The 19,612-nt window shown below is 65.1% G+C and carries 15 protein-coding genes; 12 read left to right on the top strand and 3 right to left on the bottom strand.

Annotated features, from left to right (window positions below; all coding sequences use genetic code 11):
* Nucleotides 1-26: 26 nt before the first annotated feature.
* From aceF to lpdA (NWF24_RS18925), 3 genes are read left to right on the top strand one after another with little or no spacing between them, the layout of a single operon-like run.
* On the top strand, nucleotides 27-1,676 hold the full coding sequence (gene aceF / locus NWF24_RS18935; protein WP_258349868.1) for a dihydrolipoyllysine-residue acetyltransferase: 1,650 nt from the start codon (nucleotides 27-29) through the stop codon (nucleotides 1,674-1,676).
* Nucleotides 1,673-2,266 (top strand): MFS transporter, encoded by a 594-nt coding sequence (locus tag NWF24_RS18930; protein WP_258349867.1) that lies wholly within the window; start codon nucleotides 1,673-1,675, stop codon nucleotides 2,264-2,266. Before aceF ends, NWF24_RS18930 begins: the two co-directional genes overlap by 4 nt.
* Nucleotides 2,263-4,077, top strand: coding sequence for a dihydrolipoyl dehydrogenase (lpdA, locus tag NWF24_RS18925; protein ID WP_258349866.1), 1,815 nt, complete (start codon nucleotides 2,263-2,265; stop codon nucleotides 4,075-4,077). The genes NWF24_RS18930 and lpdA (NWF24_RS18925) overlap by 4 nt, the downstream gene beginning before the upstream one ends.
* Nucleotides 4,078-4,167: 90 nt before the next feature.
* Here the strand turns inward: lpdA (NWF24_RS18925) and NWF24_RS18920 are convergent, their stop codons facing one another.
* Nucleotides 4,168-4,743: a C40 family peptidase gene (locus NWF24_RS18920; protein ID WP_093052277.1), complete on the bottom strand. Its 576-nt coding sequence runs from the start codon at nucleotides 4,741-4,743 to the stop codon at nucleotides 4,168-4,170.
* Between the two features lie 241 nt (nucleotides 4,744-4,984).
* On the opposite strand from NWF24_RS18920, the gene NWF24_RS18915 reads away from it, so the two are divergent.
* On the top strand, nucleotides 4,985-6,115 hold the full coding sequence (locus NWF24_RS18915) for a PQQ-dependent sugar dehydrogenase (RefSeq protein WP_258349865.1): 1,131 nt from the start codon (nucleotides 4,985-4,987) through the stop codon (nucleotides 6,113-6,115).
* A gap of 12 nt (nucleotides 6,116-6,127) precedes the next feature.
* Here NWF24_RS18915 and NWF24_RS18910 read toward each other — a convergent pair whose 3' ends face one another.
* Together NWF24_RS18910 and NWF24_RS18905 are read right to left on the bottom strand one after the other, a co-directional pair.
* The gene (locus NWF24_RS18910; RefSeq protein ID WP_258349864.1) at nucleotides 6,128-6,925 is read right to left on the bottom strand and encodes an alpha/beta fold hydrolase; all 798 of its coding nucleotides are present in this window, start codon (nucleotides 6,923-6,925) and stop codon (nucleotides 6,128-6,130) included.
* A gap of 10 nt (nucleotides 6,926-6,935) precedes the next feature.
* Nucleotides 6,936-8,558, bottom strand: a complete 1,623-nt coding sequence (locus tag NWF24_RS18905) for a 4-hydroxyphenylacetate 3-hydroxylase family protein (RefSeq protein ID WP_258349863.1) — start codon at nucleotides 8,556-8,558, stop codon at nucleotides 6,936-6,938.
* A 105-nt stretch (nucleotides 8,559-8,663) separates the two neighbouring features.
* Between NWF24_RS18905 and NWF24_RS18900 the strand changes: the two genes are divergently transcribed.
* The 8 genes from NWF24_RS18900 (at nucleotide 8,664) to NWF24_RS18865 (ending at nucleotide 19,608) form a co-directional block, all read left to right on the top strand.
* Complete coding sequence (locus NWF24_RS18900; protein WP_258349862.1) at nucleotides 8,664-9,335, top strand: TetR/AcrR family transcriptional regulator; 672 nt, start codon at nucleotides 8,664-8,666, stop codon at nucleotides 9,333-9,335.
* A 12-nt stretch (nucleotides 9,336-9,347) separates the two neighbouring features.
* Complete coding sequence (locus NWF24_RS18895; RefSeq protein WP_258349861.1) at nucleotides 9,348-9,950, top strand: isochorismatase family protein; 603 nt, start codon at nucleotides 9,348-9,350, stop codon at nucleotides 9,948-9,950.
* 121 nt (nucleotides 9,951-10,071) lie between these two features.
* Complete coding sequence (locus tag NWF24_RS18890) at nucleotides 10,072-12,009, top strand: propionate--CoA ligase (protein ID WP_258355317.1); 1,938 nt, start codon at nucleotides 10,072-10,074, stop codon at nucleotides 12,007-12,009.
* 178 nt (nucleotides 12,010-12,187) lie between these two features.
* On the top strand, nucleotides 12,188-15,064 hold the full coding sequence (locus tag NWF24_RS18885) for a 2-oxoglutarate dehydrogenase E1 component (protein ID WP_258349860.1): 2,877 nt from the start codon (nucleotides 12,188-12,190) through the stop codon (nucleotides 15,062-15,064).
* Nucleotides 15,065-15,118: 54 nt separating this feature from the next.
* Nucleotides 15,119-16,387, top strand: coding sequence for a 2-oxoglutarate dehydrogenase complex dihydrolipoyllysine-residue succinyltransferase (gene odhB / locus NWF24_RS18880; protein ID WP_258349859.1), 1,269 nt, complete (start codon nucleotides 15,119-15,121; stop codon nucleotides 16,385-16,387).
* A 14-nt stretch (nucleotides 16,388-16,401) separates the two neighbouring features.
* Nucleotides 16,402-17,832 carry a dihydrolipoyl dehydrogenase gene (gene lpdA / locus NWF24_RS18875; protein ID WP_258349858.1) on the top strand — a complete coding sequence of 477 codons (1,431 nt, stop codon included), beginning with the start codon at nucleotides 16,402-16,404 and terminating at the stop codon, nucleotides 17,830-17,832.
* 16 nt (nucleotides 17,833-17,848) lie between these two features.
* On the top strand, nucleotides 17,849-18,949 hold the full coding sequence (gene zapE, locus NWF24_RS18870) for a cell division protein ZapE (RefSeq protein WP_097199423.1): 1,101 nt from the start codon (nucleotides 17,849-17,851) through the stop codon (nucleotides 18,947-18,949).
* Nucleotides 18,946-19,608: a hypothetical protein gene (locus NWF24_RS18865; RefSeq protein ID WP_258349857.1), complete on the top strand. Its 663-nt coding sequence runs from the start codon at nucleotides 18,946-18,948 to the stop codon at nucleotides 19,606-19,608. The genes zapE and NWF24_RS18865 overlap by 4 nt, the downstream gene beginning before the upstream one ends.
* Nucleotides 19,609-19,612: the final 4 nt, after the last annotated feature.

Raw genomic sequence — 19,612 nt, 5'->3', positions numbered from 1 at the left:
GGCGCCTTACGGCGGGAGACAACGATATGGCAGCAGTGGAAGTGAAGGTGCCGGACATCGGCGATTTCGATGAAGTCGCGGTGATCGAGGTGCTCGTGAAGGTGGGCGACACGGTCAAGGCCGAGCAGTCGCTCATCACAGTCGAATCGGACAAGGCATCGATGGAAATCCCGTCGTCCACGGCCGGTGTGGTCAAGGAACTGAAGGTCGAAGTCGGCAGCAAGGTGAAAGAGGGCTCGGTGGTGCTCGTGCTCGAGGCCGAGGGAGCGGGTGCTGCAGCAGCGCCGGCCCCTGCGCCTGCAGCGGCTCCCGCAGCCGCCGCGCCTGCGCCGGCCGCCGCAGCTCCTGCTGCCGCCCCGGCAGCCTCGGGTCCGGTCGAGATCAAGGTGCCGGACATCGGCGATTTCAAGGACGTCGCCGTCATTGAAGTGCTCGTGAAGCCGGGCGACGCGATCAAGGTCGAGCAGTCGCTGATCACGGTGGAGTCGGACAAAGCCTCGATGGAGATTCCGTCGTCGGCTGCCGGCGTGCTCAAGGAACTCAAGGTCAAGGTCGGCGACACGGTCAACATCGGTGACCTGATTGCCGTGCTCGAAGGTACTGCGGGCGCTGCTGCCCCGGCGCCTGCACAGGCTGCGGCCGCCGCCCCGGCAACCGCAACTGCCAGCGCACCGGCCGCCGCCGCATCGGCGCCTGCTGCAGCCGCCCCGGCCCACCAGCCGACGGTCGCGCCCAGCGCCGGCCTGCCGCACGCCTCGCCCTCGGTGCGCAAGTTCGCCCGCGAACTCGGTGTGCCGCTCGAAGAGGTCAAGGGCTCCGGTCCCAAGGGCCGCATCACGCAGGAAGACGTCCAGAGCTTCACCAAGGCCGTGATGAGCGGCCAGGCCAGCACCAAGGCCTCGGCGGCCAAGGCGCCGGCAGGGGGCGGCGCCGACGGCGCGGCGCTGGGCCTGATCCCGTGGCCCAAGGTCGACTTCACCAAGTTCGGCACTGTCGAGCGCAAGGACCTGTCGCGCATCAAGAAGCTCAGCGGCGCGAACCTGCATCGCAACTGGGTGATGATTCCGCACGTCACCAACAACGACGAAGCCGACATCACCGAGCTCGAAGCCTTCCGCGTCTCCACCAACAAGGAGAACGAGAAGTCGGGCGTCAAGGTCACGATGCTGGCCTTCGTGATCAAGGCGGTGGTCTCGGCGCTGAAGAAGTTCCCCGACTTCAACGCCAGCCTCGACGGCGATCAACTGGTCTACAAGCAGTACTTCCACATCGGCTTCGCGGCCGACACGCCCAACGGGCTCGTGGTGCCTGTGCTCAAGGATGCCGACAAGAAGGGCATCCTGCAGATCAGCGCCGAGATGGGCGAACTCGCCAAGAAGGCGCGCGACGGCAAGCTCGGCTCGGCCGACATGCAGGGCGGCTGCTTCTCGATCAGCTCGCTCGGCGGCATCGGTGGCACGCACTTCACGCCCATCATCAACGCTCCTGAAGTGGCCATCCTCGGCCTCTCCAAGGGCCAGATGAAGCCGGTGTGGGACGGCAAGCAGTTCGTGCCGCGTCTCACGCTGCCGCTGTCGCTGTCGTACGACCACCGCGTGATCGACGGCGCCCTGGCTGCGCGTTTCAACGCCTACCTGGGCCAGGTGCTCGCGGACTACCGTCGAATCCTGCTATGACCACCGTAGTGGCCGTCCGCAAAGGCGGCCAGGTCACGATGGCAGCCGATTCTCTGGTGACCTTCGGCGACACGCGGCTTTCGCACCGCGCCGAAGCCAACCAGAAGATCTTCACCGTCGAGGACGCGGCGGGGCAGAGCCTGTTCGCCGTGGCCGGCGCCGCCGCGCACTTCTTGGTGCTGCAGCACGCGCTGGCCGCGCAGGAGCGCGAGAAACTGCTGTTCGGCAGCAAGCACGAGATCTTCCGCACCTTCACGATGCTGCATCCGGTGCTGAAGGACACGTTCTTCATGCAGACCAAGGAAGACGAGCACGAGCCCTACGAGTCGAGCCAGTTCACGATGCTGATGGCCAACCAGAGCGGCATCTACGGCATCTACAGCTACCGCGAGGTGTTCGAGTTCAAGGAGTTCTGGGCCATTGGCTCGGGACGCAGCTTTGCACTCGGCGCCATGCACGCGGCCTATGACATCAAGTCGCGCAACTCGCGCGACGTGGCGGAGGCAGGCATTGCCGCCGCCTGCGAATTCGATCGCAATTCGGCCCCACCGGTCGACGTTCTCACACTCAAACTGAAAGTGTCCAAATGAGCGAACAACAAATCAAGGTGCCCGATATCGGCGACTTCGACGAAGTCGCGGTGATCGAGGTGCTGGTCAATGTCGGAGACACGGTCAAGGCCGAGCAGTCGCTGATCACGGTCGAATCGGACAAGGCCTCGATGGAGATTCCGTCGTCCGCCGCCGGCGTGGTGAAGGCGCTGGCCGTGAAGGTGGGCGACAAGGTCAAGGAAGGCTCGGTCGTGCTGACGCTGGAGGTGAGTGGCGCCGCGGCGCCCGCGCCCGCAGCGGCGGCACCTGCGCCAGCGGCAGCAGCAGCCCCGGCACCCAAGGCGGCCCCCGCCTCGGCGGCCGTGGCCGTGTCGAGCTACGGCGGCAAGGTCGATGTCGAGTGCGACGTGATCGTGCTCGGCGCCGGCCCCGGCGGTTATTCGGCCGCTTTCCGCGCGGCCGACCTCGGCTTGAAGGTGGTGCTGATCGAGCGCTATGCCACCCTCGGCGGCGTGTGCCTGAACGTCGGTTGCATCCCGTCGAAGGCGCTGCTGCACGTGGCTTCCGTCATGGACGAGGTCAAGCACTTCGCCGACCTCGGCGTCAGCTTTGCCGCGCCCACGGTCGACCGCGCCAAGCTGCTCGGCCACAAGAACAAGGTAGTGGGCAAGCTCACCGGCGGCCTCACGGCCATGGCCAAGATGCGCAAGGTGACGGTGCTGCGCGGCGTCGGCAACTTCATCGACCCGTACCACATCGAGGTCGAAGAAACCTCCGGTACCAGCTGGGACACCACGGGCAGCAAGCAGACCGTCAAGTTCCGTAACGCGATCATCGCGGCCGGTTCGCAGTCGGTGAGTCTGCCTTTCATGCCGAAAGACCCGCGCGTGGTCGACTCGACCGGCGCGCTCGAGATGGGCACCGATCCCAAGCGCATGCTGGTGCTGGGCGGCGGCATCATCGGCCTTGAAATGGGCACGGTGTATTCCACGCTGGGCGCGCGCCTGGACGTGGTCGAAATGCTCGACGGCCTCATGCAGGGCGCCGACCGCGACCTCGTGAAGGTCTGGCAGAAGATGAACGCGCCGCGTTTCGACAACATCATGCTCAAGACCAAGACGGTCGGCGCCGAAGCCACGAAGGAGGGCATCAAGGTCACCTTCGAGGGCGAGCAGGCACCGAAGGAGCCGCAGGTGTACGACCTGGTGCTGCAGGCCGTGGGCCGCAGCCCCAACGGCAAGAAGATCAGCGCCGAGAAAGCCGGCGTGGCCGTGAGCGACCGTGGCTTCATTCCGGTCGACATCCAGATGCGCACCAACGTGCCCCACATCTTCGCCATCGGCGACATCGTGGGTCAGCCCATGCTGGCGCACAAGGCGGTGCACGAGGCGCACGTGGCAGCTGAAGTCATTGCCGGCGAGCAGAAGGGCGACAAGGAGCTCTCCAGCGCCGCCTTCAATGCCCGCGTGATCCCGAGCGTGGCCTACACCGACCCTGAAGTGGCGTGGGTGGGCCTCACCGAAGATCAGGCCAAGGCCGAAGGCATCAAGATCAAGAAGGGGCACTTCCCGTGGACGGCCTCGGGCCGTGCCATTGCCAACGGCCGTGACGAAGGCTTCACCAAGCTGCTGTTCGATGCAGAGACGCATCGCATCCTCGGCGGCGGCATCGTCGGCACGCACGCTGGCGACATGATCGGAGAGATCGCGCTGGCCATCGAGATGGGTGCGGACGAGATCGACATCGGCAAGACCATCCATCCGCATCCGACGCTGGGCGAAAGCATCGGCATGGCGGCGGAAGTGGCGCACGGCACCTGTACCGATCTGCCGCCTGCGAAGAAGAGCTGACAAGACAGAACAGAAGGGCGCTGCTGATCGAGCGCCCATGAAAAATCCCGCCGAGGCGGGATTTTTTTCGTTCTGAATTCGGGGGAAGGCTCAGTTGCCGGTATTGGCGACGGCTGCAGCCTTCACTTCATCCGTCGGTCCACCCAACACGCGGCGGGCGCCGTCGAAGCGGCGCTGCCAGTAGCTGCCGTTCATGTCTTCCACGCGAACCTGGGCGCCGGAGCGGGGCGAGTGGATGAACTTGCCTTCGCCGACATAGATGCCGACATGGCTGAAGGCGCGGCGCATGGTGTTGAAGAACACGAGATCGCCAGGCTTGAGCTGGCTGGCGTCGATCTTCTCGGTGGCGGCAGCTTGCTCTTCGGCACGGCGCGGGAGCATGTGGCCGACCGTCTGGTTGTACATGGCGCGAACGAAGCCGCTGCAATCGAAACCCGATTCGGCGGTGTTGCCGCCGCGGCGATAGGGAACGCCCAAGAAACCGATGGCAGTCACCACCAGATCGGAAGTGCGCTCTGTGACGGTCTGGCGAACCTGCTTGAGCTGCCCGATGATGCCTTTGTCGGCCAGCATTCGTGCCAACTCGTCATCGGTCTTTTCCTGTTGAGGGGCCGCATGAACAGCGACGGCAAATAGGAGGGACGCGGGTAGGACGAAAAAACGCATGGCGCGTAGGATATTGATGACGCGCGGTTATGTCAATTTAATCAGAATTAGCGAATGCATCTGTAAGTCATTGATTTACATGAAAAATTTTGATCCGGTCGAAGAAAAAATGTAACGGTGAACGTTTATTGCTCATAAGTGGTTGACCGCGAATGGGCCTTTGGGCTTCGGGTGAACCGGCTGTCAAGCTGGATTCGGTTGCTATTTCTCGCCAAGATCGCCGCAACTACCCGGAAAAGTCATGAACTTGCAGATCCAGCCGTCCTTTTCTCTTGTTTGCCGCTTTGCAGTGGTTGCCGCGCTGGGTCTTTGTGTCAATGCGATGGCACAGATGCGCCCCGAAACGGTGGCTACGGGCCTGGAAAACCCTTGGGGCGTCGCCTTTCTGCCGGGCGGTCGATTCGTGGTGACAGAGCGGCCCGGCCGCCTCCGGCTGATCGGTGCCGACGGAAAGATCGGCGCACCCATCGCAGGTTTGCCTCCCATCGCAGCAGGCGGTCAGGGTGGCTTGCTCGACGTGCTGGCCGATTCGGGCTTCGAGAAGAACCGCACGCTGTACTTTTGCTTTTCCGAACCCGATGCCGGCGGTTCGGCCAACAGCACGGCGCTGGCCCGCGCCAATCTGTCTGCCGACGGCACGAAGCTCGAAGACCTGAAGATCATCTTCAGCCAGCAGCCCAAGGTGGCGAGCCGCAATCACTTCGGCTGCCGCATCGTCGAGGCGCGCGACGGCACGCTGTTTCTTACGCTCGGCGACCGTTTCAGTCGCAAGGAAGATGCGCAGAAGCTCGACAATCACCTTGGCAAGATCGTGCGCATCGGCAAGGACGGCACGGTGCCCAAGGACAACCCCTTCGTCGGCAAGGCGGGTGCCTTGCCCGAGATCTGGAGCTACGGCCACCGCAACGGCCAGGGCGCAGCGCTCGCGCCCGACGGTCGCTTCTGGATGACCGAGCACGGCCCGCAGGGCGGCGACGAAATCAACATCCCGCAGGCCGGCCGCAACTACGGCTGGCCCGTGATCACCTATGGCGAGAACTACGGCGGCGGCAAGATCGGCGACGGCATCACCGCCAAAGACGGCATGGAGCAGCCGCTGCACTACTGGGTGCCGTCGATCGCGCCGTCCGGCATGGCGTTTCTGACCAGCGACCGGTACGGCGCGGGCTGGAAGGGCAACCTGTTCGTGGGTTCGCTCAAGTTTGGCTATCTCGACCGCATCGAATTGAAGGGCGGCAAGGTAGTGGCCGAGCACAAGCTGCTGGCCGAAGGTCGTGCCCGCATCCGCGACGTGAAGCAGGGGCCCGACGGATTGCTCTATGTGTTGACCGACGAGGCCGACGGCAAGCTGCTGCGCCTGCGGCCGAACTGAGGCGCGGCGCTTTCAGCCCGGGCAACCCGGCAGAGGCAGGGTCGGCAGCATGCGGCGCCACAGACGCGTCCACTCGGGCCAGTCGTGGCCACCCTCGGTCGTGAATACGCGCTCGGCCGGCAGCGCTTCCGCGAGCAGTCGGTTGCTGAAGGCAAAGCGGTCGTCGAGGCCGTAGCCCAGGTAGAGCGGCGGCCGGGCGCTCGCCGTGTGCGTGAAGCCCGCGTAGCCGCGCAGCCATTGCCAGAGCTGTGTTTCGTTGGGCGTGCGGGGAGGGCTCTCGGCCGGATCGACCAGCGGGCCGTTCCACCTGGCGAGGCCGCCGGCATTGGCGATGTCGGTGCCGAGCGTGCGCTCGCCGAGGTAGGGCGCGAGCGTCACCAGCCCCGCGAGTTCGCCGGGGTGCGTCTGCGCATAGAGCATCCCGCCGAAGCCGCCGAGGGAAATTCCGACGAACCAGATGTGCTTGTAGCCCTGGTTGCGCGCCGGAGCCATCACGTCGGCGCTCAGTCGCTCGAGGATGGTCTTGCTGTTGTAGTAGCCGAGATGCGCGTCGACCAGCATCACGTCCGCCGCGATGCGGTTCTCGCGGACGGCGCGGACGAAGCCTTCGCGCTCGAACTCGTCGGGCGTCGAGTACGCGCCGGGAAGCATCACCAGCAGCGTGTCGACATTGCTGCGTGCGCAACTGCTCTTTTCGAGCGAAGTCGCCATCGGCACCGTGGCCTTGCGCACGCCGCCGCAGGCCACGACGAGCAGCGCGGCGCCCACGCCCAGCGCTGCGAGGCACAGCCGCTTCGAGAAGATCTTCATCCGCCTGAGTCTAGGCGCGCCGCGATGCCGGCAGATCGACCATAACGGGTTGTCCGGGTGTGGTGCAGCCGGTGTCGCAGCATTTGCCGGGCTGGCGGTTGCGGGTGATGGCGCGGCCCGGGTCGTGCGGCGCGGCGGCGGCCGAGCCGTCGGCCGCGACGCCGCGTTCGAGGATGCGTTCTACCAGCTCGACCTTGGAGCCGACCGGGTAATTGCGCCAGATCTCTTGCTTCATAGCTGCGGGCGAGCCGCCGCCGTGCAGGCTGATCACGCTGTACCAGCCGCCTTGGTAGCCAGCTGTCAGGTCTTCGATGAAGCGGGCTGTTTCGATGCGCTGCTCGTAGGGAATGGCCGGGTTGGCCCGCAGCACGTCTGAAAGGCGGGCGGCGGTCTCGGGGTTGTGGTCTTCGTCGGGGCCGGGGAGGGTGACGATCAGGCCGCCACTCACGTAGTGCGCGATGCGGTGCATGTCGTAGATCTTCGTGGCCAGCAGCAGCTTGCCGATGTTGCTGAATACCGCATCGGGCATGAAGACTTCGCAGTGCTCGTCGGCCTTGCCGTAGACACTGGCCGCCACGCCGCAGGCGAAGAAACTCTCGGTGATGGTGATGAGCTCGACCATCTGCTCGCGCAGGTGGCTTTCCTTGCCCGGGTCGAAGCCGTTGGCCTCGCACATCAGTGCGCCGGCGCCGATCAGCAGGTCGCCGAAGCCGGCGCGGGCGCCGATGCAGCTGTGCCGGTGGTGCGTGGCGTAGCTGTAGGTCAGGTGGCCGGAATGTTCCCACTCGCCGGCGTAGAACACGCGCTCCCACGGCACGAAGACCCTGTCGAACATGCACACGCCGGTGCTCTGGCCGTACTTGCGGCTGAAAAGTGCGTCGCCGTGCTCGAGCTTTTCGCCGGGCCGGCCGGCTGGCCGGGCGACGATGGTGAGACCGGGCGCGTCCAGCGGCACGGCGCAGCAGACGGCGAAATCGGCATCTTCCTTGCCCATGTTGCGGCAGGGCATGACCAGCAGCTCGTGCACATAGGGCGCGCCGGTCACGATGGCCTTGGTACCCGAGATGACGATGCCGCGCGCGTTGCGCTCCACCACGTGAAGGTAGCTGTCGACGTTGGCCTGCTCGTGCGGCCGGCGGCTGCGGTCGCCCTTGGCGTCGGTCATGGCCACGCCCAGCGTCAGGTCTTGGTCCTGCACGCGATGCAGGTAGTCGTGGAAGCGGGCGGTGTGCTCGGTGCTGCCGCGGGCGTCGTCGATGCGGGCCGACACCTGGGCGATGGCGTTGAGCGCATCGTGCGTCAGGTAGCGCTGGGCGCAGCCCGTTTCCTGGCACACCAGCCGCACGGCTTCGAGCTTGTTGAGCAGGTCGCCAGCGCCCGTGTTGATGTGGGACAGCCGGTTGACTCGCTTGCCGCTGGTGTGCTGCACGGCGGTCATCAGTGGCTCGTATTCCTTCTTCAGGGCGTAGTCGTAGGTGAGGGCGATGGCATTGATGCCTGGCTGGAAGGTCGGTTCGTCGGCCACGCTGTCGACGCGGCGGCCATCGACGAAGACGTTGGGGCTGTAGCGGCGCAGCGACTCGCGGTAGTCGTTGCCGGACATGAGGGTGGCGCTGGGGAGCGGGGCGTTCATCGTGTTTGTCTCCTGTATTTTGTCCAAATTTAAACATCGTTCAATTTTTCAATCAACGATTAAAAAATTGGAGCTGTGATCAATCCAAGGGCTATAGTCCCGCCCATGCACGCCAAGCTCCAACGCCGCCAGGCGCTCACCGACGCCCGCCGCACGCTCGTGCTCGACGCCGCTCGCGCGGTCTTCCTGGAGGCCGGCATCGAGGGCGCGAGCATTCGCGAAATTGCCCGCAAGGCCGGCTACACGCCGGGCGCGATCTATTCGTACTTCGAGAGCAAGGAGGCGATCTACGCGGCCTTGCTCGGCGAGTCGATCCAGCGCTTGCAGGCGGCCGTGGCCGATGCCCCCGTGGCGCCGGACAGCCCCGACCAGACGCTCGCCGCCAGGGCCCAGGCGTGGTTCGACTTCTACGCCGCGAACCCGCGCGAACTCGACCTGGGCTTCTATCTGGTGCAGGGCATGCGCCCGCGCGGCCTGACCAGCGAGCTAGACCACGAACTGAACGACCACCTCTACCAGGCCTTGCGCCCGTGCGAAGAAGCGCTGCAGGCGATGGGGCTCGACGCAGACGCCGCCTTGCAGGAAAACACGTCTCTGTTTGCGCACGGCGTCGGCCTGCTGCTGATGCAGCACACCGGGCGCATCCGCATGTTCAGGCAGTCGGCCGATGCTCTGTTCAAAGCCTACGTTGCGCAACTCGTGCAGCGCGTCGATGGCGGCCCGCGCCAAGCCGGTCGTTTCGGTGGTACGGTTCAGCCCAATTCAACCGATACCTGAAAGAAACTGTTCATGCTGCTCGACGCCTCGCAATCCCAACTCGTTCTGGTCGACTACCAGGCGCGGCTGATGCCGGCGATCTTCGAGGGAGATGCGGTCGCGCAGAACGCAGTGCGGCTCGGCAAGATGGCGCGGCTGTTCCAGGTGCCGGTGTTCGGCACCGAGCACAACCCATCCAGCCTGGGCGAGAACCTGCCCGACATCCGCGCGCTGTGCCAGCGTACCCTGTCGAAGATGCACTTCAGCGGCGTGGAAGAGGGCCTGGGCGAGTGGCTGCGCGTGCCAGCTAAGGCGCCGCAGGGCAACGCACGCAGTCTACCCAAGCATCTGCAAAAGCCCGCTGCCGCGGCCGAGGAGCGCAACAGCATCGTGATCGCCGGCTGCGAAGCCCATGTCTGCCTGCTGCAGACCGCGCTCGACCTGCTGGAAGACGAATTCGAAGTCTGGGTCGTCACCGATGCCTGCAGTTCGCGCACCGAGCGCAACCGCGATGCCGCCTTCGACCGGCTGGCCGGCGCCGGTGCCGAGCTCGTGACGACCGAGATGGTCGGCTTCGAGTGGCTGCGCACGGCGGAGCACCCCGCATTTCCTGAATTGCTTTCGCTCGTCCGGTAACCGGACCGCAGGCCCTGCAGCCTGCGCGGCAGGTCTCGGCCGGATTGTTCCGGCCGTCAGCTTGCTGCAAGATCGGTCTCCATAATTATGAATTCAGTTTTGGCGCTGCCGCCGGAACGGAATAAATAACAGGAGACAAATCAAGATGAGCCGCTACGAAGAGTTCTATCGCCAATCCGTCGATGCGCCCGAGGCCTTCTGGGCCGAGCAGGCGAAGCTGATCGACTGGCAGGCGCCCGCGCAACAGATCCTCGACGCCAGCCAGCCGCCGTTCGCGCGCTGGTTCGTGGGTGGTACGACCAACCTCTGCCACAACGCCGTCGACCGGCATCTGGCGGCACGGGGCGACCAGTCCGCACTGATCTTCGTTTCCACCGAAACCGGCGTCGAGAAGAGCTACAGCTTCACCGAACTGCACGCCGAGGTGCAGCGCACCGCGGCCAGCCTGGTCGAGCTGGGTGCGGGCAAGGGCGACCGCGTGCTCATCTACATGCCGATGATTCCGGAGGCAGCCTTCGCCATGCTGGCCTGCGCGCGCATCGGTGCGATCCACTGCGTGGTGTTCGGCGGCTTCGCGAGCGGCTCGCTGGCCACGCGCATCGAGGACGCCGAGCCCAAGGTGATCGTGAGTGCCGATGCCGGCTCGCGCGGCGGCAAGGTCATCGCATACAAGCCGTTGCTCGACGAGGCGATCCGGCTGTCGAAGCACAAGCCTTCGGCGGTGCTGCTGACCGACCGCGGCCTTGCGCCGATGGAACTGACGGCCGGCCGCGACCATCTCGCCGCCGAACTGCGGCAGAAGCACATTGATGCCAGCGTGCCCTGCACATGGCTTGCCTCCACCGACATCAGCTACACCATCTACACGAGCGGCACCACCGGCAAGCCCAAGGGCGTGCAGCGCGACGTGGGTGGCTATGCGGTTGCGCTGGCCGCGAGCATGAAGCACATCTTCGGTGGCCGGCCCGGGGAAACCTACTTCTCCACCAGCGACATCGGCTGGGTGGTGGGCCACAGCTACATCGTCTACGGCCCGCTGATCGCCGGCATGGCGACGATCATGTACGAGGGCCTGCCCACGCAGGGTATCGACCAGCAGCCCGACGGCGGCATCTGGTGGCGCCTCGTCGAGAAGTACAAGGTCACGGTGATGTTCAGTGCGCCCACGGCCGTGCGCGTGCTCAAGAGGCAGGACCCGGCACTGCTGAAAAAGTACGACCTGTCGACGCTGCGCGCGCTGTTCCTGGCCGGCGAGCCGCTCGACGAGCCGACCGCGCGCTGGATCAGCGAAGGCCTGGGCGTGCCGATCATCGACAACTACTGGCAGACCGAATCGGGCTGGCCGATGATCACGATCGCCAACGGCGTGGAGGCCAAGGCCAGCAAGTTCGGCAGCCCGGGCGTGCCGATGTATGGCTACCGCGTCAGGATCCTGCACGAATCGACCGGTGAGGAACTGACCGGCGCGAACGAGAAGGGCGTCGTCGTGGTCGAGGGGCCGACCCCGCCGGGCTTCATGCAGACCGTGTGGAAGGACGACGCGCGCTTCGTCAACACGTACTGGAAAAGCGTGCCCGGCAAGATGGTCTATTCGACCTTCGACTGGGGCATTCGCGACGAGGACGGCTATTTCTACATCCTCGGGCGCACCGACGACGTGATCAACGTGGCGGGCCACCGCCTGGGCACGCGCGAGATCGAAGAGAGCATCTCGGGCCACGCCAACGTGGCCGAAGTGGCGGTGGTCGGCGTGGCCGACGCACTCAAGGGTCAGGTAGCCATTGCCTTCGTCGTGCCGAAGGACAGCCGCGCCGTGACCGACGCCGACGTGGCTCTGAAGCTCGAAGGCGAGATCATGAAGGTGGTCGCCGACCAGCTCGGCGCCCTGGCGCGGCCGGCCCGCGTGCGCTTCGTCAGCGGCCTGCCCAAGACTCGCAGCGGCAAGTTGCTGCGCCGCGCCATCCAGGCCGTGTGCGAGCAGCGCGACCCCGGCGACCTGACCACCATCGACGACCCCGCCACGCTGCAGCAGATCAAACAGTTACTTTCTTCGGGCTGAGTGAGCGGGGCAGGGGTTGCGAAGCTCCGTCGAACCGTCATATGGTTGACGTGGCACAATGCCAAGGTACTCAGGCCCTTCCCCAGCCACAGTCGCATCCGCCAATCGGTTCAGCCGTGTCGCGGAAGGTTTCTTAACCAGCTAGTGCTTCCTTCAGGGAAGCGAAGGTCAGCGGATCATGAGCGATTCATCGACGCCCTCGGCGTATACCGCCTATCAAGGCAACACGTACCTCTTCGGCGGCAATGCGCCCTATGTCGAGGAGATGTACGAGAACTACCTCTCCAACCCCGGCAGCGTGCCTGACAACTGGCGTTCGTATTTCGACGCGTTGCAGAACGTTCCCGCCGCCGACGGCACCAACACCCGCGACGTCCCGCACCTGCCGGTCATCAACGCTTTCGCCGAACGCGCGAAGCAGGGCACGACCAAGGTCGTGCAGGCCAGCGGCGCTGATTCCGAACTCGGCCGCAAGCGCACTTCCGTCCAGCAGCTGATTGCCGCCTACCGCAATGTCGGCGCCCGCTGGGCCGACCTCGACCCGCTCAAGCGCGCCGAGCGTCCCGCCATTCCGGAACTCGAGCCCTCGTTCTACGGCTTCACCGACGCCGACCTCGAGACGGTGTTCAACACCAGCAACACCTTCTTCGGCAAGGAGACCATGTCGTTGCGCGACCTGCTCAACGCCTTGCGCGAAACGTACTGCGGCACGATGGGTGCCGAGTACATGTACACCACCGACCAGAACCACAAGCGCTGGTGGCAGCAGCGGCTCGAAGGCGCCCGCACCAATCCCAAGCTCAGCGCCGAGCAGAAGAAGCACGTGCTCAACCGCCTGACCGCGGCCGAAGGCCTCGAGCGCTTCCTGCACACCAAGTACGTCGGCCAGAAGCGCTTCTCGCTCGAAGGCGGCGAAAGCTTCATCGTCTCGATGGACGAGCTGATCAACCAGGCCGGCATCAAGGGCGTGCAGGAAATCGTGATCGGCATGGCCCACCGCGGCCGCCTGAACGTGCTGGTCAACTCGCTCGGCAAGATGCCGGCCGACCTGTTCGCCGAGTTCGATCACACCGCCCCCGAAGACCTGCCCAGCGGCGACGTCAAGTACCACCAGGGCTTCAGCTCGGACGTGACCACCCCCGGCGGCCCGGTGCACCTGAGCCTTGCGTTCAACCCCTCGCACCTTGAAATCGTGAACCCCGTGGTCGAAGGCTCGGTGCGTGCCCGCATGGACCGCCGCGCCGACCCGCTGGGCAAGCAGGTGCTGCCCGTGATCGTGCACGGCGACGCCGCCTTCGCAGGCCAGGGCGTCGTGATGGAAACGCTGGCGCTGGCCGAAACCCGTGGCTACTCCACCGGCGGCACGGTGCACATCGTCATCAACAACCAGATCGGCTTCACCACCAGCGACCCGCGCGACAGCCGCTCGACGCTGTACTGCACCGACATCGTCAAGATGATCGAAGCACCGGTGCTGCACGTGAACGGTGACGACCCCGAAGCCGTGGTGCTCGCCACCCAGCTCGCGCTGGACTTCCGCATGGAATTCCAGAAGGACGTGGTCGTCGACATCATCTGCTTCCGCAAGCTGGGCCACAACGAGCAGGACACGCCTTCGCTCACCCAGCCGCTGATGTACAAGAAGATCGCCCAGCACCCCGGCACGCGCAAGCTGTACGCCGACAAGCTGGCCGCTCAAGGCCTGGGCGACACGCTCGGCGACGACATGGTCAAGGCGCAGCGCGCGGCTTTCGACGAAGGCAAGAACACGGTCGACCCCGTGCTCACCAACTTCAAGAGCAAGTACGCCGTCGACTGGAGCCCGTACCTCAACAAGAAGTGGACCGACGCCGGCGACACCGCCATTCCCTCGTCCGAGTGGAAGCGCCTGGCCGAGAAGATCACCACGCCGCCGCAAGGCTTCACCGTGCATCCGCTCGTGAAGAAGGTGCTGGACGACCGCGCCGCCATGGGCCGCGGCGACGTCAACGTCGACTGGGGCATGGGCGAGCACATGGCCTTCGCCTCGCTGGTGGCCAGCGGCTACCCGGTGCGCCTGTCGGGTGAAGACTCGGGCCGCGGCACGTTCACGCACCGCCACGCCGTGCTGCACGACCAGAACCGCGAGAAGTTCGACACCGGCACCTACACGCCGCTGCAGAACGTGGCCGACAACCAGGCTCCCTTCGTCGTGATCGACTCGATCCTGTCGGAAGAAGCAGTGCTCGCGTTCGAATACGGCTACGCCTCGAACGACCCGAACACGCTCGTGATCTGGGAAGCCCAGTTCGGCGACTTCGTGAACGGCGCGCAAGTGGTGATCGACCAGTTCATCGCCTCGGGCGAAGTGAAGTGGGGCCGCGTCAACGGCATCACGATGATGCTGCCGCACGGCTACGAAGGCCAGGGCCCCGAGCACAGCTCGGCACGCCTGGAGCGCTTCATGCAGCTGAGCGCCGACACCAACATGCAGGTGGTGCAGCCGACCACGGCCAGCCAGATCTTCCACGTGCTGCGCCGCCAGATGGTGCGCAACCTGCGCAAGCCGCTGATCATCATGACGCCGAAGTCGCTGCTGCGTAACAAGGATGCGACCTCGCCGCTGTCCGAGTTCACCAAGGGCAGCTTCCAGACCGTCATTCCCGACAGCAAGGGCCTGAAGGCCGAGAAGGTCAAGCGCCTGATCGCCTGCTCGGGCAAGGTGTACTACGACCTGGCCAAGAAGCGCGAAGAACGTGGCGACGAAGACGTGGCGATCATCCGCGTCGAGCAGCTCTATCCGTTCCCGCACAAGGCATTCGCCGCCGAGATCAAGAAGTACCCCAACCTCGTCGACGTGGTCTGGTGCCAGGACGAGCCGCAGAACCAGGGCGCCTGGTTCTTCGTGCAGCACTACATCCACGAAAACATGCAGGACGGCCAGAAGCTCGGCTACTCCGGCCGTGCCGCTTCGGCATCGCCGGCGGTGGGCTACTCGCACCTGCACCAGGAACAGCAGAAGGCGCTCGTCGATGGCGCGTTTGGCAAGCTCAAGGGCTTCGTGCTGACCAAGTAAAACCAGTTTCTTTTCACACGAATACCCTGAAGAACAAAACGGAGCTCACTCCAAATGTCTATCGTAGAAGTCAAAGTCCCCCAGCTTTCCGAATCCGTGGCCGAAGCCACCATGCTCACGTGGAAGAAGAAGGCCGGCGAAGCCGTCGCCGTCGATGAAATCCTGATCGAAATCGAGACCGACAAGGTCGTGCTCGAAGTGCCCGCGCCTTCGGCTGGCGTGCTGGCAGAAATCGTGCAGCCCGACGGCGCCACCGTGGTGGCCGATCAGCTGATCGCCAAGATCGACACCGAAGGCAAGGCTTCGGCCGCAGCCCCGGCGGCAGCGCCCGCAGCAGCAGCTCCGGCTGCCGCAGCGCCTGCCCCGGCAGCAGCTGCAGCCGCCACCGGCGGTTCGAAGTCCGACGTGGCCATGCCCGCAGCCGCCAAGCTGCTGGCAGACAACAACCTGAAGACCAGCGACGTCGCAGGCACCGGCAAGGACGGCCGCGTCACCAAGGGTGACGTGCTCGGCGCGGTTGCCTCGGGCGCCAAGCCTGCCGCGGCTGCCACCATCGCGGCACCGGCTGCCAAGCCGGCGCTGCCGCAAGTTGCCGCACCGACCGGTGCGCCCGACCTGGGTGAGCGTCCGGAGCAGCGCGTGCCGATGAGCCGCCTGCGCGCCCGCATCGCCGAGCGCCTGCTGCAATCGCAGTCGACCAACGCCATCCTGACCACGTTCAACGAAGTCAACATGGCGCCCGTCATGGAGCTGCGCAAGCGCTTCCAGGACAACTTCACCAAGGAACACGGCGTGAAGCTCGGCTTCATGTCCTTCTTTGTGAAGGCCGCTGTGCATGCGCTGAAGAAGTACCCGGTGATCAACGCCTCGGTCGACGGCAATGACATCCTGTACCACGGCTACTTCGACATCGGCATTGCCGTCGGTTCGCCGCGCGGCCTGGTGGTGCCGATCCTGCGCAATGCCGACCAGATGAGCTTTGCCGACATCGAGAAGAAGATCGCCGAGTTCGGCAAGAAGGCGCAAGACGGCAAGCTGGGCATCGAAGACATGACCGGCGGCACGTTCTCCATCTCGAACGGCGGCACCTTCGGCTCGATGCTCTCGACCCCGATCATCAACCCGCCCCAGTCGGCCATCCTCGGCGTGCACGCCACGAAGGACCGCGCCGTGGTTGAAAACGGCCAGATCGTGATCCGTCCGATGAACTACCTCGCCATGAGCTACGACCACCGCATCATCGACGGCCGCGAAGCCGTGCTGGGCCTGGTTGCCATGAAGGAAGCGCTGGAAGACCCGTCGCGCCTGCTGTTCGACATCTGAGGAGAAAAAATCAGATGGCAAACAAGCAATTCGACGTCGTCGTCATCGGCGGCGGCCCTGGCGGCTACATCGCGGCCATTCGTGCCGCGCAACTCGGCTTCAACGTGGCCTGCATCGACGAGTGGAAGAACGGCAAGGGCGGCCCCGCACCGGGCGGCACCTGCACCAACGTCGGCTGCATCCCGTCGAAGGCGCTGCTGCAATCGTCGGAGCATTTCGACCAGGCCGGCCACCACTTCGCGGACCACGGCATCAAGGTCGAAGGCCTGGGCCTCGACCTCGACAAGATGCTGGCCCGCAAGGACCAGGTCGTGAAGCAGAACAACGACGGCATCCTGTACCTGTTCAAGAAGAACAAGATCACGTTTTTCCATGGCCGCGCCTCGTTCGTGAAGACTGACGAAACCGGCTATGAGATCAAGGTGGCGGGCGCCGCCGAAGAGTCGATCAGCGGCAAGCACATCATCGTGGCCACGGGCTCCAATGCCCGCGCACTGCCGGGCGCACCGTTCGACGAGGAAAACATCCTCTCGAACGACGGCGCGCTGCGCATCGGCGCGGTGCCGAAGAAGCTGGGCCTGATCGGCTCGGGCGTCATCGGCCTCGAAATGGGTTCGGTGTGGCGTCGCCTCGGCGCGGAAGTCACGGTGCTCGAAGCACTGCCGACCTTCCTCGGCGCAGTGGACGAGCAGATCGCCAAGGAAGCCAAGAAGGCCTTCGACAAGCAGAAGCTCAAGATCGAACTCGGCGTCAAGGTCGGCGAGATCAAGTCGTCGAAGAAGGGCGTGAGCGTTGCGTGGACCAATGCCAAGGGCGAAGCCCAGACGCTGGAAGTCGACAAGCTGATCGTGTCGATCGGCCGCGTGCCCAACACCATCGGCCTGAACGCCGAAGCCGTTGGCCTGAAGCTCGACGAGCGCGGCGCCATTGCCGTGGACGACGAGTGCAAGACCAGCCTGCCCAATGTCTGGGCCATCGGCGACGTGGTGCGCGGCCCGATGCTGGCGCACAAGGCCGAGGAAGAGGGCGTTGCCGTGGCGGAGCGCATTGCGGGCCAGCACGGTCACGTCAACTTCAACACGATCCCGTGGGTGATCTACACCAACCCCGAGATCGCGTGGGTCGGCCAGACCGAGCAGCAGCTCAAGGCAGCGGGCCGCTCCTACAAGGCCGGCACCTTCCCGTTCCTCGCGAACGGCCGCGCGCGTGCTCTGGGCGACACGACCGGCATGGTCAAGTTCCTGGCCGACGCTGCCACCGACGAGATTCTGGGCGTGCACATCGTGGGCCCGCAGGCCAGCGAGCTGATCTCCGAAGCCGTCGTGGCGATGGAGTTCAAGGCCAGCGCCGAAGACATCGCGCGCATCTGCCACGCTCATCCGTCGCTGTCGGAAGCAACGAAGGAAGCGGCACTCGCCGTGGACAAGCGCACGCTGAACTTCTGATCTCGCGATCTTTCTTTTGACCAGCGTCAAACAGGCCTATGAGGCGGAACTCGCAGCGCGCGGGTTCCACAGCGATCCAGCGCAACTGCATGCCGTGGAGGCACTGGATCGCTGCGCCAACGAATGGGCCGAGTACAAGGCCCAGCGCTCGAATGCGCTGAAGAAGTTCATCAACCGGCCGGAGCTTCCGCGCGGCGTCTACATGTACGGTGGCGTCGGGCGGGGCAAGAGCTTCCTGATGGACCTGTTCTTCAACGCCGTGCCGCTGCGGCGCAAGACGCGCCTGCACTTTCACGAGTTCATGCGCGAGGTGCACCGCGAACTGCGCGAGTTGCAGGGCACGGTCAATCCGCTCGACGAGCTTGGGCTGCGCATTTCCAAGCGCTACAAGCTGATCTGCTTCGACGAGTTCCACGTGGCGGACATCACCGACGCGATGATTCTTCATCGGCTGCTGGTGTCGCTGTTCGAGAACGGCGTGGGTTTCGTCACCACCTCCAATTTCAAGCCGGACGATCTGTACCCCGGTGGCTTGCACCGCGACCGCATCCTGCCCGCCATCGCGCTGCTGAACGAAAAGCTCGAAGTGCTGAGCGTCGACAACGGCACCGACTACCGGCGCCGCACGCTCGAACAACTGCGCATGTACCTCACGCCGAACGACGCGGCGGCCGAGAAGGAAATGCGCAAGGCTTTCGACAAGCTGGCCGAGACGGCCGACGAAAACCCCGTGCTGCACATCGAGCAGCGCGAGATCCGTGCTCGGCGCAAGGCCGGCGGCGTGGTCTGGTTCGATTTCAAGACGCTGTGCGGCGGTCCGCGCTCGCAGAACGACTACCTCGAAATTGCGAGCCAGTTCCACACCGTGCTGTTGTCCGATGTGCCGCACATGCCGGTGCGCATGGCTTCGGAAGCACGCCGTTTCACGTGGCTGGTCGACGTCTTGTACGACCGGCGCTGCAAGCTCATCATGTCGGCTGAGGTTCCGCCCGAGGCGTTGTACACCGAGGGGCCGCTGTCGCACGAGTTTCCGCGCACGGTCTCCCGGCTCACCGAAATGCAATCGAGCGAGTTTCTCGCCCTGGAACGCCGCATCGTCGACACCCGACTCACATGAAAAAATTCGCTCTTGCCCTGCTCATGACGTTGGCCAGCCTGCCGCTGTGGGCGCAGTCCAACGCCGCCGCGGGCAATGCCGACCTCGAGGGCGAAAAGCGCCGGCTTTCCACCGAGCGCGAGGCCATCGAGAAGCGCTTCGTCGAAGAGCGGGCCGCCTGCTACAAGAAGTTCGCGGTGGAAGACTGCCTGCGCGAGAGTCGCAGCCGTCGCCGCAAGGAAACCGACAACATCAAGCGGCAGGAAACCGCCATAAACGACATCCTGCGCCAGCGCAGCGGCGCGGCCGAGCTGCAGAAGCTCGACCAGAAGGCAGGCACCCAGCGCCCGCAGGACACCCGCGAGAAGCAGGAGCAATCGGTCCAGGGCCAGAAGGAGCGCGAACAGCGCGCAGCCGACCATGCGGCCAGCCGCGCAGCTACAGCGGCCGAGACAGCCGAGCGCGAGCGTCAGTTCCAGTCCAAGCAGCAGGCGCACGCCGACGAGCAGGCCAAGGCGGCCCAGCGTCAAGCCGAGGCGCCTACGGCCGCCAAGCGTTTTGAAGACAAGCAGAAACGCGCCGAAGAGCACAGGGCCAGCCGCGACCGGCAGAACGCCAACCGCAGCAAGCCGCGCGGGGCACCACTGCCGGCACCGGCAGCTTCATCGCCCACGCCCTGACCGG

It is taken from the genome of Variovorax paradoxus (assembly GCF_024734665.1).
Taxonomy (GTDB): Bacteria; Pseudomonadota; Gammaproteobacteria; order Burkholderiales; family Burkholderiaceae_C; genus Variovorax.
This window is presented reverse-complemented; position numbering and strand designations above follow the sequence as displayed.

Coding starts and splice junctions, on each gene's coding strand:
- aceF (WP_258349868.1), top strand. CDS start 27: ATGGCAGCAGTGGAAGTGAAGGTGCCGGACATCGGCGATTTCGATGAA.
- NWF24_RS18930 (WP_258349867.1), top strand. CDS start 1,673: ATGACCACCGTAGTGGCCGTCCGCAAAGGCGGCCAGGTCACGATGGCA.
- lpdA (WP_258349866.1), top strand. CDS start 2,263: ATGAGCGAACAACAAATCAAGGTGCCCGATATCGGCGACTTCGACGAA.
- NWF24_RS18920 (WP_093052277.1), bottom strand. CDS start 4,743: ATGCGTTTTTTCGTCCTACCCGCGTCCCTCCTATTTGCCGTCGCTGTT.
- NWF24_RS18915 (WP_258349865.1), top strand. CDS start 4,985: ATGAACTTGCAGATCCAGCCGTCCTTTTCTCTTGTTTGCCGCTTTGCA.
- NWF24_RS18910 (WP_258349864.1), bottom strand. CDS start 6,925: ATGAAGATCTTCTCGAAGCGGCTGTGCCTCGCAGCGCTGGGCGTGGGC.
- NWF24_RS18905 (WP_258349863.1), bottom strand. CDS start 8,558: ATGAACGCCCCGCTCCCCAGCGCCACCCTCATGTCCGGCAACGACTAC.
- NWF24_RS18900 (WP_258349862.1), top strand. CDS start 8,664: ATGCACGCCAAGCTCCAACGCCGCCAGGCGCTCACCGACGCCCGCCGC.
- NWF24_RS18895 (WP_258349861.1), top strand. CDS start 9,348: ATGCTGCTCGACGCCTCGCAATCCCAACTCGTTCTGGTCGACTACCAG.
- NWF24_RS18885 (WP_258349860.1), top strand. CDS start 12,188: ATGAGCGATTCATCGACGCCCTCGGCGTATACCGCCTATCAAGGCAAC.
- odhB (WP_258349859.1), top strand. CDS start 15,119: ATGTCTATCGTAGAAGTCAAAGTCCCCCAGCTTTCCGAATCCGTGGCC.
- lpdA (WP_258349858.1), top strand. CDS start 16,402: ATGGCAAACAAGCAATTCGACGTCGTCGTCATCGGCGGCGGCCCTGGC.
- NWF24_RS18865 (WP_258349857.1), top strand. CDS start 18,946: ATGAAAAAATTCGCTCTTGCCCTGCTCATGACGTTGGCCAGCCTGCCG.